This is a genomic window from Micromonospora sp. D75, assembly GCF_018070405.1.
Taxonomy (GTDB): Bacteria; Actinomycetota; Actinomycetes; order Mycobacteriales; family Micromonosporaceae; genus Micromonospora; species Micromonospora chalcea.
Map to the genome: position 1 here is coordinate 1 of NZ_JAGPXV010000097.1, position 12976 is coordinate 12976.

A 12976-nucleotide genomic window follows, 5' to 3' on the forward strand; every position below is an offset into this window, starting at 1 on the left:
CGGCAGCACGTCGGCGACGGTGATCGGCCGGCCCAGCACGGCGGTCCGCGAGGTGACCCCGGCGTCGCGGATGCCGCAGGGCACGATCCGGTCGAAGAAGCCGAGGTCGCAGTCGCAGTTGACGGAGAAGCCGTGCAGCGTGACGCCGCGGGCCACCCGGATGCCGATGGCGGCCACCTTGCGGGCCGGGCCCCTGTCGTCCTCCGGCACCCACACGCCGGAGCGCCCCTCGACCCGGCCGGCGGCCAGCCCGAACTCGGCGCACACGTCGATCAGCAGCTGCTCGGTGCGGCGGACGTACGCGACCACGTCGACCGGGTCGGGCAGCCGGACGATCGGGTAGCCGACGAGCTGCCCCGGACCGTGCCAGGTGATCTTCCCGCCGCGGTCCACGTCCACCACCGGGGTGCCGTCCATCGGGCGGTCCCACGGCTCGGTGCGCTTGCCGGCGGTGTAGACGCTGGGGTGCTCCAGCAGCAGCACCGTGTCGCCCTGCTCGCCGGCCACCACCGCCTCGTGCAGCCGGCGCTGCTCGTCCCAGGCGGCCTGGTAGTCGAGCAGGCCGGCGCGGACGGCGGTCAGCCCGGAAGTCGTCACGCTCACCCGTCCAGCCTAGTCCCGCCCCCCGGGAACCGGACCCGTGAGCCTCGTCGCCATCGGGCCGAGGTGGCGGTCAGTCCGGCACCCGCCACAGCCAGACGTCCTCCACCCGCTCCGGCTCGCCGAGCAGCGCGGTGGCGGTACGCCGCAGCGCGTCCTCGTCGACGTCGTACTTCGCGCCGTGCACCCGGTCCGGCAGCACCACCGCCCGCACGCCCCAGTGGCGCAGGTCCGCCCGGGACTCGCGGATGCTGCCGTCGGTGATGATCGGCACCAGCCCGGTCCGGCCGGCCTGGTCCATCAGCGAGTCGAAGGTGCGCGGCACCGGCCCGATCCGGCCCCGGCCCTCCGGCCCGCCCGGCCCGAGGAAGAACCCGGCCGGGATGCGGAACTCACCCTGCCGGTGGGCCAGCGCGTACGCCTGCCAGCGCTGCCCGTCCGGGTACACGTCGACGGTCAGCGGCAGCGGGGTCAGCACCCCGTCGGGCGGGACGTAGCGCTGCCAGGCGCCACTGGTGATGAACCGCGGAATCGGCTCACGGACGCTGGTCAACAGCGGCGTCGGCACCAGCGGCAGCAGCGCGGCGACGAACCCGAGCGCCCAGGCCACGCCGACGGCGCGGCGCCGGGGCGGCCGGGCGCGCAGCGAGTCGATCGCGTACGCCAGCAGCAGGCCGATCACCGGCGCGACGACAAGGGCCAGCCGCGACGGCAGCGCCGCGTTGATCACCGGCAGGTTGTCCAGCACCCCGAACGGCAGCGTCTGGTCGAAACGGCGGCCGTTCCACTTCACCGTCGGCCCCCACGACAGCACCGCGAAGACCACCGCGGTCACCCCGAGCGCCGCGAGGGTGGCCCGGAACGCTCGGTCCGCGCGCCACCACAGCAGCGCGAAGCAGGCCAGGCCGAGCACGAGCAGCGGTACGCCGAAGAACGAGTTCTCCTCCGTCGGGTTGGGCGCCAGCGAGGTGCCCCACCCGGCCCAGCCGGCCAGCGACCGGCGCGGGTACGACCCGTACGCGGCGATGTCCTCGGAGTGGATCAGCGGATCGAAGCCGGTGCCGTGGAACCGCTGCGGCCCGAGGAAGTGCAGCCAGAGGGGGTACGCCAGCAGCGCTCCGGCGACGAGCGCGGTGACTCCGAGCCCGGCCGCCATCCGGGGCAGCGCGGCGCGTGCCTCCGGCCACCGGGCCGGGTGCAGCGCCCAGACGGCGAGGAACACGCCGAGCGCCAGCGCGGTGAAGAACAGCCCTTCGGCGGCGATCGAGAACGCGGCCGCCACCAGCAGCCCGAGCACGATCCCGCCGGTGACCGCGCGGCCGGGGCGGCGCAGCCGGAACACGCCCCAGATCAGCAGCGGCACCAGCCAGCCGGCGGTCCAGTTCAGGTGCGCGTTGGCGTGCGACACCATCGCCGGGCAGAAGGCGATGAACAGCGCCCCCACACCGGCGGCCAGCCGGCTGCGCACCAGGTACCGGCTCAGCAGCCAGTACCAGGCCACCGCGGTGGCGGCGAGGTTGAGCGTGAGGATCACCAGGAACGTCGCGGGCGGCCCGATCAGGTACGTCAGCGGCGCGAAGACCGCCGCGTACACGGTGATCGAGGTGTTCACCGCGAGGTTCACCCCGTCCGGGACGTTGATCAGCGTGGTGTAGAGCGGGTTCTCCCCGTGGGTGAGCGCGTGCCCGCCGAACGCCAGCAGCCACTCGAACAGCGCCTGGTCGCTGGAGTTGACGGTGATGGCGCGGCTGTTGGGATCACGCCACATGCCGCTGGTGACCCAGAAGGCCAGGGCCAGCGCGGCGAGCGTCACCAGCAGGTCGGCCCGCCGGTCACGGACGCGGGTCGTCGACGGCCCGGTGGCCAGGAACGGGGAGGACGGCACGCAGCGGACGTTACCAACCGGACCTGGGCAGACCGCCCGGACACGAAACTCACCCGCACACTTCGGCGGTCGTGAATGTGTGAGCGGCGGCCATTCCGGTGTGACGAAACACAGCCGTAACGTCGCGGCAACCCGGAGGTGACTCAGTTCACATTCCACGATCGGGAGGTTCCCGTGCCCCGCTCCTCATCCCTCATCGCCCGCGTCGCCGGGGCGGCGGCCGGGGTCGTGCTGGCCGCGGCCACCGCGCTGGTCGCCGCCCTTCCCGCCCAGGCCGCCACGCTCACCCAGGTCACCGGCTTCGGCTCCAACCCCGGAAACCTGACCATGTACGCGTACCGCCCGGACGGCCTGCCGGCCGGCGCGCCCGCCGTGGTGCTGCTGCACGGGTGCGTGCAGAACGCCTCGACCTACGTCGCCAACTCCGGCTGGCAGAAGTACGCCGACCAGTGGAAGTTCACGCTCATCGCGCCGCAGCAGCCCAGCGGCAACAATGCCAACTCCTGCTTCAACTGGTTCGAGACCGGTGACACCGCCCGCGGCCAGGGCGAGGCGCTGTCGATCAAGCAGATGGTCGACTACGCCAGGACCACCTACGGCACCGACGGCGCCCGCGTGTACGTCAGCGGCCTCTCCGCCGGCGGCGCGATGAGCGCGGCCATGCTCGCCGCCTACCCCGACGTCTTCGCCGGCGGCTCGATCATCGCCGGCATCCCGTACCGCTGCGCCACCAGCACCGTCACGGCGTTCAGCTGCATGAACCCGGGTGCGGACAAGACCCCGGCCCAGTGGGGCGACCTGGTCCGCGGCGCGTACGCCGGCTACACCGGCAAGCGGCCCCGGGTGGCGATCTGGCACGGCACCAGCGACACCACTGTGGCGACCGCGAACGCCGCCGAGTCCCGGGACCAGTGGACGAACGTGCTGGGCCTGTCGACCACCCCGACCAGCACGTCCATGCTGCCGTCCGGCACGAGCCTGGAGGTCTACGGCAACGACCAGGTCCGCCTCTACCGGGTCTCCGGCATGGGCCACGGCACCCCCGTCGACCCGGGTACCGGCGCGGACCAGTGCGGCACCGCCGGGGCGTACTTCCTGGACACCATCTGTTCGACGTACCGGGACGCGCTCTTCTTCGGGCTCGGCGGTGGCGGCGCCTCGCCGAGCCCGACCCCGACGGCGACCGCGTCACCCACGCCCACCGCGTCGCCCTCGCCCACGCCCTCGCCGACCGGCGCGCCGGTCTGCGTCACCGCCAGCAACTACGCGCACGTGGTGGCCGGGCGGGCCTACCAGTCCGGCGGGTACGCCTACGCGCTGGGCAGCGGGCAGCGGATGGGCCTCTACAACACCTTCTACACGAGCACGCTCAAGCAGACCGGGCCCGCGTACTGGGTGATCGGCTGCTGAACGGCCACGCCGCGCCGCCCTCGCGGGCTCACTCCGTGAGGGCGGCGTGCAGCGCGCCCGGCAGGTCCGGATGCGTCCAGGGAAAGCCGGACTTGTCGAGTACGCCCGGCAGCACCCGGGTGCTGGTGAGCGCCTCCTGCGAGAAGCCGCCCAGCACCACCTTCAGCGCCACCGCCGGGATCGGCATGATCGCGGGGCGGTGCAGCTGACGGGCGAGTTCCCGGGTGAACTCGGCGTTGGTGACCGGCGCCGGGCCGACCACGTTGACCGGGCCCGCCACGTCGTCGCGGTCGAGCAGGAACTTCGCCGCGTTCAGCCAGTCCCGCATCGAGATCCACGGCAGCCACTGCCGCCCGTTGCCCAGCTTGCCGCCGACGCCGAGCCGGAACGGCAGCAGCTGCGGCTTGAGCAGGCCGCCGTCGCGGTGCAGCGGCAGTCCGGTACGCAGCCGCACCACCCGTACGCCCGCGTCCTCGGCCGGCCGGGTCGCGTCCTCCCACACCCGGCAGACGTCGGCGAGGAACCCCTCACCGGCCGGCGCCTCCTCGGTGACCGCGCGGTCACCGGTGTTGCCGTACCAGCCGACCGCTGAGGAGTTCAGCAGCACCGCGGGCCGGTCCGCGGCGGGCAGACCGGCGATCGTGATGGCGAGCGTGGTGGTGCTGTCCACGCGGCTGGTCCGGATCAGCTTCCGGTACTCGTCGTTCCAGCGCTTGTCGCCCACCCCGGCCCCGGCCAGGTTCACCACCGCGTCCGCCTCGGCGACGCACTGCGGGTCCAGTTGCGCGGCGGACGGGTTCCACTGGCGCTCGGTGGGTGTGCGTGGTGGGCGGCGGACCAGGCGGGTGACCTGGTGGCCGTCCGCGGTGAGGCAGTCGACCAGTCGGGTGCCGAGGAAGCCGGACACGCCGGCCATGAGGATCCGCATGCTCACATCTTCGAGTACGCGGCGCTATTCGGATGCGTGGAGCGAAATCACTCACTCGTCACGCCCACCCGTCACGCGCGCTGAACGCGTTGCGTTTTTTTCGAATAGCGATACCCTTGTGGTCATGAGCAGCGCGCTGCGTGAACGTACCGTCCTTCCTCCGGACGACCCGGCTGAGCTGGCCCGGTTCGTGCACGAACTGCGGAGCGCCAGCGGTCGTGCGCGGGCCAGGCTGGTCGGGCCGGACGGGTCCGAGATCGAGATCCCCGACGAGTTGTACGGAGTGCTGCGGGACGTGGTGACGGCACTGTCCGAAGGGCTTGCGATCTCCATCGCACCGCACAACACGATGCTGACGACCCAGGAGGCGGCAGACCTGCTCAACATCTCCCGGCCCACGCTGGTCCGGTTGCTGTCCGAGGGCGAGATGCCGCACACGATGCGCGGCCGTCACCGGCGAGTCATGCTCCGGGACGTTCTCGACTACCAGGAGCGGACCCGGCAGGCACGCCGCCGGACGCTCGACCGGATGACCGCCGAAGCCGAGGAAGACGGCCTGTACGACGCGACGGCCACACCGCGCAGGACGAGATGAGCGTGACCTGAGTGGCGTTCCCGGCTTTTCTCGACACCTGCGTCCTCTACCCGGCGCATCTCTGCGACACCCTGCTGCGGCTGGCCGAGGTCGCCGCCTACCGGCCCCTCTGGTCCAGGGACGTCCTTGACGAGCTGCGACGCAACCTGATCGCACGAGGCATCGCGGAGGAGCGGGTCGACCGCCGGATCGGCCAGATGTCCGAGGCGTTCCCGGACGCCATGGTCAGCGGGTACGAGTCGCTCATCGACGGCATGTCCAACGATCCCAAGGACCGGCACGTGCTGGCTGCCGCCGTCCGGGCGAACGCGGAAGTGCTGGTCACGTTCAACGTCGGTGATTTTCCCGAGGCGTCGCTCAAGTCCTTCGACATCGTGGCGATGCACCCGGACGACTTCCTGCTCGACCAGCTGGACCTCTACCCGGGGCAGACACTGGACGTCCTGCACCGCCAGGCGGCCGCCTACCGCAGGGAGCCGACGACCGTACCGGGTCTGCTCGTACTGCTGGGACGCACCGGCCTGCCCCGGTTCGCCGCGGAGGTCCGCCGGCACCTCTGAGGCGGCCCCCCGCGGCGGGACAGAGCGGTCAGGCGTCGGCCGGGGCGGTGCGCAGGTCGGCGAGCAGGCGTTCCACCTCGGCGAACGCGGCCTGCGGCAGCGGCCCGTACGCCAGCGCTCCCAGGTTCTCCTCGGCCTGCGCCACGGTCCGGCAGCCGGGAATCGGCAGCGTGTGCGGGCTGCGGGCGAGCAGCCAGCCCAGCGCGCCCTGGGCGAGCGTGCGGCCGTCGGCGGTCAGCGCCGCACGGACCCGGGCCACCCGCTGCGCCCACTCGGCGCGCGGTACGCCGCCGGTGAACCAGTCCAGCCACTCCGGTGCCACACCACGCACGTCGTCGCCGCCCCGGGCGGTCGGCGCGTCCTGGTACTTCGCGGTGAGCAGGCCCATCGCCAGCGGCCCTCGATTGAGGCTCGCCAGGTCGAACTCCGCGCACACCGCGAGCATGGCGGCGTTGTCCCGCAGCACCGACTGGTCGTGCTGGATCGCCGCGCAGTGCGGTCCCGCCTCGGCGAAGGCGCGCGCCGAGGCGGGGTCGTCGGTGCTCCAGCCGTACGCCCGGATCTTCCCCTCCGCGACCAGGTCCTCCAGCGTGCCGACGAGGTCCAGCGCCCGTGGCACCGGCAGGCCGCCCAGGTGGAGCTGGTAGAGGTCGACGTGGTCGGTGCCGAGCCGGCGCAGCGAACCCTCCAGGCTGCGCCGCGCGTACTCGGGACTGGCGTCCTCGCCGAGCGCCTGGCGGGTCTCCTCGTCGGTGGGATAGCCGAACTTGGTCGCGATGACCGCGCGGTCCCGGCGGCCCGCCAGCGCGCGCCCGAGTACCCGCTCGCTGTGCCCGGCGCCGTAGTTGCTGGAGGTGTCGAACAGCGTCGCGCCCAGGTCGAGAGCCCGGTGGACGGTACGCACCGACTCGTCGTCGTCCACCTCGCCCCAGCCCAGCGGCTGCGTGCCGTCCCAGAGCGGACCGCCGATCGCCCAGCAGCCCATGCCGATCGCGCTGACCTCGATGCCGCTGCGGCCCAGCCGTCGTGTCGTCGTCATGCGCCCAGTGTTCACTTTCGAGTGTGCTCGAAGTCCAGCGCTTTTCCGGCCAGCCGGGGCAGCAGCGGCGCGAGCGGCGCCACCGCGTCGGCGCGTACCGCGAAGTGGGTGACGCCCCAGCGGCGCTCGTGCCCGGCCACCGCCGCGACGATCTCGTCGGGCGTGCCGGCCAGCACGAACGGGGTGGCCAGCACCTCCGCCGGGGTGAGCCCGGTCTCGGCGGCAGTTGTGGCGGCGGCCGCCTCGGCGTCGTCGGTGACCGCGACGTGCTGGACCAGCGCCTCCAGCAGCGGCGGCGTCTCCCGGCCGGCCGCTCCGGCCGCGACGTGGGCGAGCTGCGCCTCGATCTGGTCGGCCCGCCACCGGACGCTGTGCTGGTGGCCGTCGGCCAGGGTGCGGCCGAAGCCGGTCAGACCGACCACGTCGGCGTGCTTCCCGGCCCAGCGCAGCAGCGTCGAGTTGGCCGTGCCGACGGTCAGCGGGATCCGGTCCTGCACCGGGCGCGGCCGGTGCAGGCGTGCCGCGTACGCGGTCAGCTCCTCGGTGTCCACAGTGACCTCGTCGCCGGCCAGCAGCGCCCGTACCGCCTCGGCCACTGCGACGCAGCGGCGGACCCGGGCGGCGACGTCCGGGCGCTCGCGCCCGACGGCCCGCCACTCGGCCGGGGTGTGGCCGGCGCCGAGCCCGAGCCGGGCCCGCCCGCCGGAGACCACGTCCAGCGTGGCCACGTCGGCGGCGAGCAGGATCGGTTCCCGGACAGCGGCGTTGGAGACGTACGAGCCGAGGCCCAGCGTGCTGGTCACGGCTCCGGCGGCGGCCAGCGCGACGAACGGCGACGCGCAGTCGCCCGGATGGTCGGCGGCGAACAGCGCGTCGAAACCGGCCGCCTCGACGGTGCGGGCCAGCTCGGTCCAGCTCGCCGCGTCGGTGGGATGGGCCTGTACGGAGAAGGTCGCCATCGCCTCAGCATCGGCGCGCGCCGGGCCGCGAGCCACCCCGCGCGCGCCGATTCTGCCGACGGCCGAACGTCACACGGCGTCGAGGCGGGCCAGGTCGGCGGGGGAGAGGCGCAGCGCGGCGGCGGCGACGTTCTGCTCCAGGTGCGCCGGGTCGCCGGTGCCGGGGATGGCCAGCACGTTCGGGCCGCGGGCCAGCGTCCACGCCAGCCGGACCTGGGCCGCCGTCACGCCGTGCTCCCGGGCCACCGCGAGCACCTCCGGGTGCTCCTCGCCGGTCGCGCCGGCCTCCCGACCGCTGGTGACGAGGGAGAAGAACGGCACGAACGCGGTGCCGTGCGCGGCGCAGTCACGGATCAGCTCGTCGTGCTGACGGCGGTAGCCCAGGCCGTACGAGTTCTGCACACACACCACCGGTGCGATGGCGCGCGCCTCGGTGACCTGGTGGGGGCGTACGGCGGAGACGCCGAGGTGCCGGATCAGCCCGGCGTCGCGCAGCTCGGCGAGCGCGCCGAAGTGCTCGGACAGCGGCTCCGGGCCGTGCACCCGCAGGTTCACCACGTCCAGGTGGTCGCGGCCGAGCTGGCGCAGGTTCTCCTCCACCTGGCCGCGCAGCTGGTCCGGGCGGGCCGCCGGCAGCCACTGCCCGGACGGGTCCTTGCCCGGCCCGACCTTGGTCACGATGACCAGATCCTCCGGGTACGGCCACAGCGCCCGGTTGATCAGCTCGTTGGCCGAGCGCAGCGGCGAGAAGTAGAACGCGGCCGTGTCGATGTGGTTGACGCCCAGCTCGACGGCGCGGCGCAGCACGGCGACGGCCCGGTCGCGGTCGCTCGGGCTGCCGTCGGCGTTCGCGGTCAGCCGCATCGCGCCCAGGCCCATCCGGTTGACGGTCAGGTCGCCGAGCTGCCAGGCGCCGGCCGCGCCGGCGTGGACGGTGTCGATGGTCATGTGGCCCCCGTATCCCTCAGGTGTGGCCCCGCGGCGGGGCCGACAGGTTTCACGGAGGCGGCGGGCCGGTGGTTCACTCGCCTTCGTCGCGGTCGTCGGGCCGTTCGTGCCAGCGGGCCCGCCAGGCCGCCTCGTGCGCCTCGTGGCTGGCGCGTTCCTCGAAGACCAGCTTCCGCAGGGCCCGCCGGCCCTCGTCGAAGACGATCACTTCGACGGCCACCATACCCACCGTGATGGCGGTGAGCATGCCCAGCGCGGCCAGCCCCGGCACCCGTTCCGCGACCGGGATGCTCAGGCCGAGCAGCAACGCCGTCGCGACCCGCGTCCAGCTCAGCGTGCGCAGGGTACGGAGCTGGAACAGCATGTTGCCGCAGAGATAGCAGATCACGCCGCCGAACAGCAGCGGCACGCTCGGCCCGTGCCCCGGCTCGCTGGGCGGCACGTTCGGGTCGGCGATGCCGTGCACTATCGTCTCGGCGCCGAGCGCGAAAAGGATGATGCCCGCGATCATCGGCAGGAACAGGTAGGCGTACGCGTCCCGGGCCATCGCCACCCGGGGGCCGTCCTGCGCGACGTGCAACGCGATCCGGGCGGCCGGCCCGATCATGTCGTAGTGCGCCCACCAGAGCGCGGCGGTGAAGAAGATGCCGAGCACGGCCGCGGTCACGGCCGGCCAGGTGGGCGGCTGGCCGAGCAGGTTGCTGCCGACGCCGACCGAGATCACGGACTCGCCCAGCGCGATGATCAGGATCAGGTCGTACCGCTCGGTCCAGTGTTCGGCCGATGCGACGCCCCAGCCCCAGGTCCCGGCGAGGATGCCGGTGCCGTACTGGAGCAGGACGACCACCGCCCACAGCACGTCGCGGAGCACCGCCGCGGAGAACAGGTCGTCGATCCTCGGCGGCAGCAGCGCGGCGACCAGCAGCAGCGCGGTGCTGCCGATCAGTTCCGGGGCGAACCGGAGGAGTTGCCGGCGCTCGTTCGGGCTGTCCCGGACCGCGTGCCGGTACAGCAGCAGGTGGATCAACCGCAGGACGGTGTAGCTGAGCGCCGCGACCATCGGCCCGGCCGCGTTGCCGGTCGGGTCCCGGAACGCCTGCGGCAGCGACAGCGCGAACGTGAACAGCGCGGCCATGCCGACTGTCATGAGCACCGGGACGAAGCCTTCGCCGAGGCGTACCCGGGTGGCGACCACGCTGTGCACCACCCACGACCACCAGAGCACGGCGAGGACCAGCAGCGCGTGCAGCAGCGCCCCGCCGGTCACCTGCAGGGCGGTGGCCCGGGTGATGATGAAGAACGAGAAGACGAAGACCAGGTCGAAGAAGATCTCGAACCGGTCGACGCGGGCGCCCGGGGCCACCGGCACCGCCGGCCCCAGGCGTCCCCGCCACCGGTTCGAGCCCACCGGCCGAGTCTGTCAGCGCAGGTGGGGCCGGGTGGCCGATTCGGTCAGCCCGTCCGGTGGCGCAGGCCGTCCATCAGCAGGTCGAGCAGGCGTCCGGCCTGGGTGCGCTGGTCCGGCTCGCCGGCCACCAGGGACACCCCGCTGAGGCTGGCGAGCACGTCGGCGGCGGCCACGTCGGCGCGTACGGCACCGGCCGCCGCGCCGGCGGCGAGGAGTTCGCCGAGCGCGGCCAGCAGCAGGTCGCGGCTCTGCGCGTACGGGTTGGCGCCTGCGGCGATGACCAGCCGCAGGGCGTCGGCCATGCCCCGCTTGGTGGCGAGGTAGTCGACGAACCGGTCCATCCACGTGCGCAGCGCCACGTCGGCGGGCCGGGTGGCGAGCAGCGCCGGGGCGGCGTCGCAGAGCTTCTCCAGCTCGTTGCGGTACGCCGCCTCGATGAGCGCTTCCCGGCTGGGGAAGTGGCGGTAGAGCGTGCCGATCCCGACCCCGGCCTCCTTGGCGACGCGGTCGAGCGTTACCTCCGCGCCCGCCTGGGAAAACGCCTGCACCGCGGCGTCCAGCAGGCGCTGCCGGTTGCGCAGCGCGTCGGCGCGCAGCGGTCGGTCGGGCACGGTTCCTCCTCGGCTCGACCGGGTCGCGGGCCCGGGTCGGTGGTAACCGGAGTCTCCTCCGGTTATGCTGAGCAAGTAACGGAGGATCCTCCGCTTCTCATCGTAGCGGGCGGACATCGGTCCGCGTCGCCGTCGACAAGGATGGACCATGACAACCCCGACACCAGTCACGACCCCGTTCGACTCCGAGACCACCGCCCTGGAAGTGGTCCGCGACCTGGACCTGACCGGCCGGCGGGCCGTCGTCACCGGCGGCGCCTCCGGGATCGGTGTGGAGACCGCCCGCGCGCTCGCCTCCGCCGGAGCGGACGTCACCCTCGCCGTCCGCAACACCGAGGCCGGTCAGCGCGCCGCCGCCGAGCTCACCGGCGCCACCGGCAACGACCGGATCCTGGTCGCCCCGCTCGACCTGGACGATCTCGCGTCGGTGGCCGCGTTCGTCCGGAACTGGGACGGGCCGCTGCACATGCTCGTCAACAACGCCGGGATCATGGCCTCCCCGGAGATGCGTACCGAGCAGGGCTGGGAGATGCAGTTCGCCACGAACCACCTCGGGCACTTCGCGCTCGCCACCGGACTGCGCCCGGCGCTCGCCGCGGCCGGCGGCGCGCGGATCGTCTCGGTCAGCTCGGCCGCCCACCTGAGGTCGCCGGTGGAGTTCTCCGACATCCACTTCCGGCAGCGGCCGTACGACCCGTGGCTGGCGTACGGGCAGTCCAAGACCGCGAACGTGCTCTTCGCGGTGGAGGCGACCCGGCGCTGGGCCGACGACGGCATCTGGACCAACGCGCTGATGCCCGGCGCGATCCGGACCAACCTGCAGCGCTACATCACCGAGGAGGAGTTGGCCCGGATGCGCGCGCAGAGCGGTGGCGGCGCGGCCTCGTTCAAGACCCCGGAGCAGGGCGCGGCGACCTCGGTGCTGGTCGCCACCTCACCGCTGCTCGACGGCGTCGGCGGCCGGTACTTCGAGGACTGCCAGGAGGCCGGGCCGAACCAGCCGGGCACGCGGACCGGCTGGGCGCCGTACGCCCGGGACCCGGAGGCCGCCGAGCAGCTCTGGACGGTATCCGAGGAGCACCTGAAGGGCTGAGGCCGCTGACGACGAAGGGGGCGCGCGGCATGTCGCCGCGCGCCCCCTCGCCGTCTCGGATCTACAGACCCAGCTCGGCCTCGAAGTTGCCGGCCTCCAGCCGCTCCTTCACCGCGGTGAGGAAACGGGCCGCGTCGGCGCCGTCGATCAGCCGGTGGTCGTACGACATGGCCAGGTAGACCATCGACCGGATCGCCACGACCTCGCCCAGCTCCGGGTCGTTCACCACGACCGGGCGCTTCACCACAGCGCCCGTGCCGAGCATCGCCGACTGCGGCGACGGCACGATCGGGGTGTCGAACAGGGCGCCCCGGCTGCCGGTGTTGGTGAGCGTGAACGTCGCCCCGGCCATCTCGTCCGGGGTGATCTTGTTGGCCCGGGTGCGCTCGGCCAGGTCGGCGATCCGCTTGGCGATGCCGCCCATGTTCAGGTCACCGGCGTTGTGGATGACCGGCACGAGCAGGCCGCGCTCGGTGTCCACGGCGATGCCCAGGTGCTCCGCGGCCGGGTAGGTGATCGTCCCGCCCTCCAGGTCCATGCTGGCCTGGACGATCGGGTACGTCTGGAGCGCCTCGACGGCGGCGAGCGCGAAGAACGGCAGGAACGACAGCTTCACGCCGTGCTTGGCCTGGAACGACTCCTTCGCCCGCGCCCGCAGCTTCGCGACCCGGGTGACGTCCACCTCGACCACGGTGGTCAGCTGGGCCGTCTCGTGCAGCGACTGCTGCATCCGCTTGGCGATGGTGGCCCGGATACGCGGCAGCTTCTCCGTCGTACCCCGCTTGGCGCTCGGCTGCGGCTTGGCGGCCGGCTGGGCCGGCGCCTCCGCCTTCGCGGCCGGAGCGGCGGCGGTCGGCGCGGGCTTGGCGGCCTTCGCCTTCTCCGCCGCCTCCAGCACGTCCTGCTTGCGGATGCGGCCACCCACGCCGGTGCCCTTGAC

13 protein-coding genes are annotated in these 12976 nt (G+C 73.2%); 4 read left to right on the forward strand and 9 right to left on the reverse strand.

The genetic code is table 11. From position 1 onward, the window contains the following. Positions 1-603, reverse strand: a 603-nt coding sequence (gene lipB / locus KBX39_RS08820) for a lipoyl(octanoyl) transferase LipB (protein ID WP_210869938.1), incomplete at its 3' end; no start/stop codon positions are given. A 70-nt stretch (positions 604-673) separates the two neighbouring features. Continuing rightward, positions 674-2485 (reverse strand): DUF2079 domain-containing protein, encoded by a 1812-nt coding sequence (locus KBX39_RS08825; RefSeq protein WP_210869940.1) that lies wholly within the window; start codon positions 2483-2485, stop codon positions 674-676. A 174-nt stretch (positions 2486-2659) separates the two neighbouring features. Here KBX39_RS08825 and KBX39_RS08830 point away from each other — a divergent pair, with 174 nt between their 5' ends. Further along, positions 2660-3895 carry a PHB depolymerase family esterase gene (locus KBX39_RS08830; protein ID WP_210869943.1) on the forward strand — a complete coding sequence of 412 codons (1236 nt, stop codon included), beginning with the start codon at positions 2660-2662 and terminating at the stop codon, positions 3893-3895. Positions 3896-3923: 28 nt separating this feature from the next. Here the strand turns inward: KBX39_RS08830 and KBX39_RS08835 are convergent, their stop codons facing one another. Then, positions 3924-4823 carry a TIGR01777 family oxidoreductase gene (locus tag KBX39_RS08835; RefSeq protein ID WP_210869945.1) on the reverse strand — a complete coding sequence of 300 codons (900 nt, stop codon included), beginning with the start codon at positions 4821-4823 and terminating at the stop codon, positions 3924-3926. 124 nt (positions 4824-4947) lie between these two features. On the opposite strand from KBX39_RS08835, the gene KBX39_RS08840 reads away from it, so the two are divergent. Together KBX39_RS08840 and KBX39_RS08845 are read left to right on the forward strand one after the other, a co-directional pair. Beyond that, positions 4948-5418, forward strand: coding sequence for a helix-turn-helix domain-containing protein (locus KBX39_RS08840; protein ID WP_043331068.1), 471 nt, complete (start codon positions 4948-4950; stop codon positions 5416-5418). 11 nt (positions 5419-5429) lie between these two features. Beyond that, positions 5430-5978, forward strand: a complete 549-nt coding sequence (locus KBX39_RS08845) for a PIN domain-containing protein (protein ID WP_043329330.1) — start codon at positions 5430-5432, stop codon at positions 5976-5978. 28 nt (positions 5979-6006) lie between these two features. Here the strand turns inward: KBX39_RS08845 and KBX39_RS08850 are convergent, their stop codons facing one another. From KBX39_RS08850 to KBX39_RS08870, 5 genes are all read right to left on the reverse strand, one after another. After that, positions 6007-7017: an aldo/keto reductase gene (locus tag KBX39_RS08850; protein ID WP_104114950.1), complete on the reverse strand. Its 1011-nt coding sequence runs from the start codon at positions 7015-7017 to the stop codon at positions 6007-6009. 11 nt (positions 7018-7028) lie between these two features. Next, the gene (locus KBX39_RS08855; protein ID WP_069088983.1) at positions 7029-7976 is read right to left on the reverse strand and encodes an LLM class flavin-dependent oxidoreductase; all 948 of its coding nucleotides are present in this window, start codon (positions 7974-7976) and stop codon (positions 7029-7031) included. Positions 7977-8045: 69 nt separating this feature from the next. Next, positions 8046-8924, reverse strand: a complete 879-nt coding sequence (locus tag KBX39_RS08860; RefSeq protein WP_064448296.1) for an oxidoreductase — start codon at positions 8922-8924, stop codon at positions 8046-8048. Between the two features lie 73 nt (positions 8925-8997). Beyond that, entirely contained in the window at positions 8998-10332 is a 1335-nt protein-coding gene (locus KBX39_RS08865) for a low temperature requirement protein A (protein ID WP_043329334.1), read from the reverse strand. A gap of 44 nt (positions 10333-10376) precedes the next feature. Beyond that, entirely contained in the window at positions 10377-10943 is a 567-nt protein-coding gene (locus KBX39_RS08870) for a TetR/AcrR family transcriptional regulator (protein WP_210869947.1), read from the reverse strand. A gap of 148 nt (positions 10944-11091) precedes the next feature. Between KBX39_RS08870 and KBX39_RS08875 the strand changes: the two genes are divergently transcribed. Beyond that, complete coding sequence (locus tag KBX39_RS08875) at positions 11092-12036, forward strand: SDR family NAD(P)-dependent oxidoreductase (RefSeq protein ID WP_043329336.1); 945 nt, start codon at positions 11092-11094, stop codon at positions 12034-12036. Between the two features lie 61 nt (positions 12037-12097). Here KBX39_RS08875 and sucB read toward each other — a convergent pair. Then, positions 12098-12976, reverse strand: an 879-nt coding sequence (sucB, locus tag KBX39_RS08880; protein ID WP_210869949.1) for a 2-oxoglutarate dehydrogenase, E2 component, dihydrolipoamide succinyltransferase, incomplete at its 5' end; no start/stop codon positions are given.

Bases quoted from the DNA above. Each gene is read 5' to 3' on its own strand.
- KBX39_RS08860 (WP_064448296.1), bottom strand. From the start codon at position 8,924: ATGACCATCGACACCGTCCACGCCGGCGCGGCCGGCGCCTGGCAGCTC.
- KBX39_RS08855 (WP_069088983.1), bottom strand. From the start codon at position 7,976: ATGGCGACCTTCTCCGTACAGGCCCATCCCACCGACGCGGCGAGCTGG.
- KBX39_RS08875 (WP_043329336.1), top strand. From the start codon at position 11,092: ATGACAACCCCGACACCAGTCACGACCCCGTTCGACTCCGAGACCACC.
- KBX39_RS08840 (WP_043331068.1), top strand. From the start codon at position 4,948: ATGAGCAGCGCGCTGCGTGAACGTACCGTCCTTCCTCCGGACGACCCG.
- KBX39_RS08835 (WP_210869945.1), bottom strand. From the start codon at position 4,823: ATGCGGATCCTCATGGCCGGCGTGTCCGGCTTCCTCGGCACCCGACTG.
- KBX39_RS08850 (WP_104114950.1), bottom strand. From the start codon at position 7,017: ATGACGACGACACGACGGCTGGGCCGCAGCGGCATCGAGGTCAGCGCG.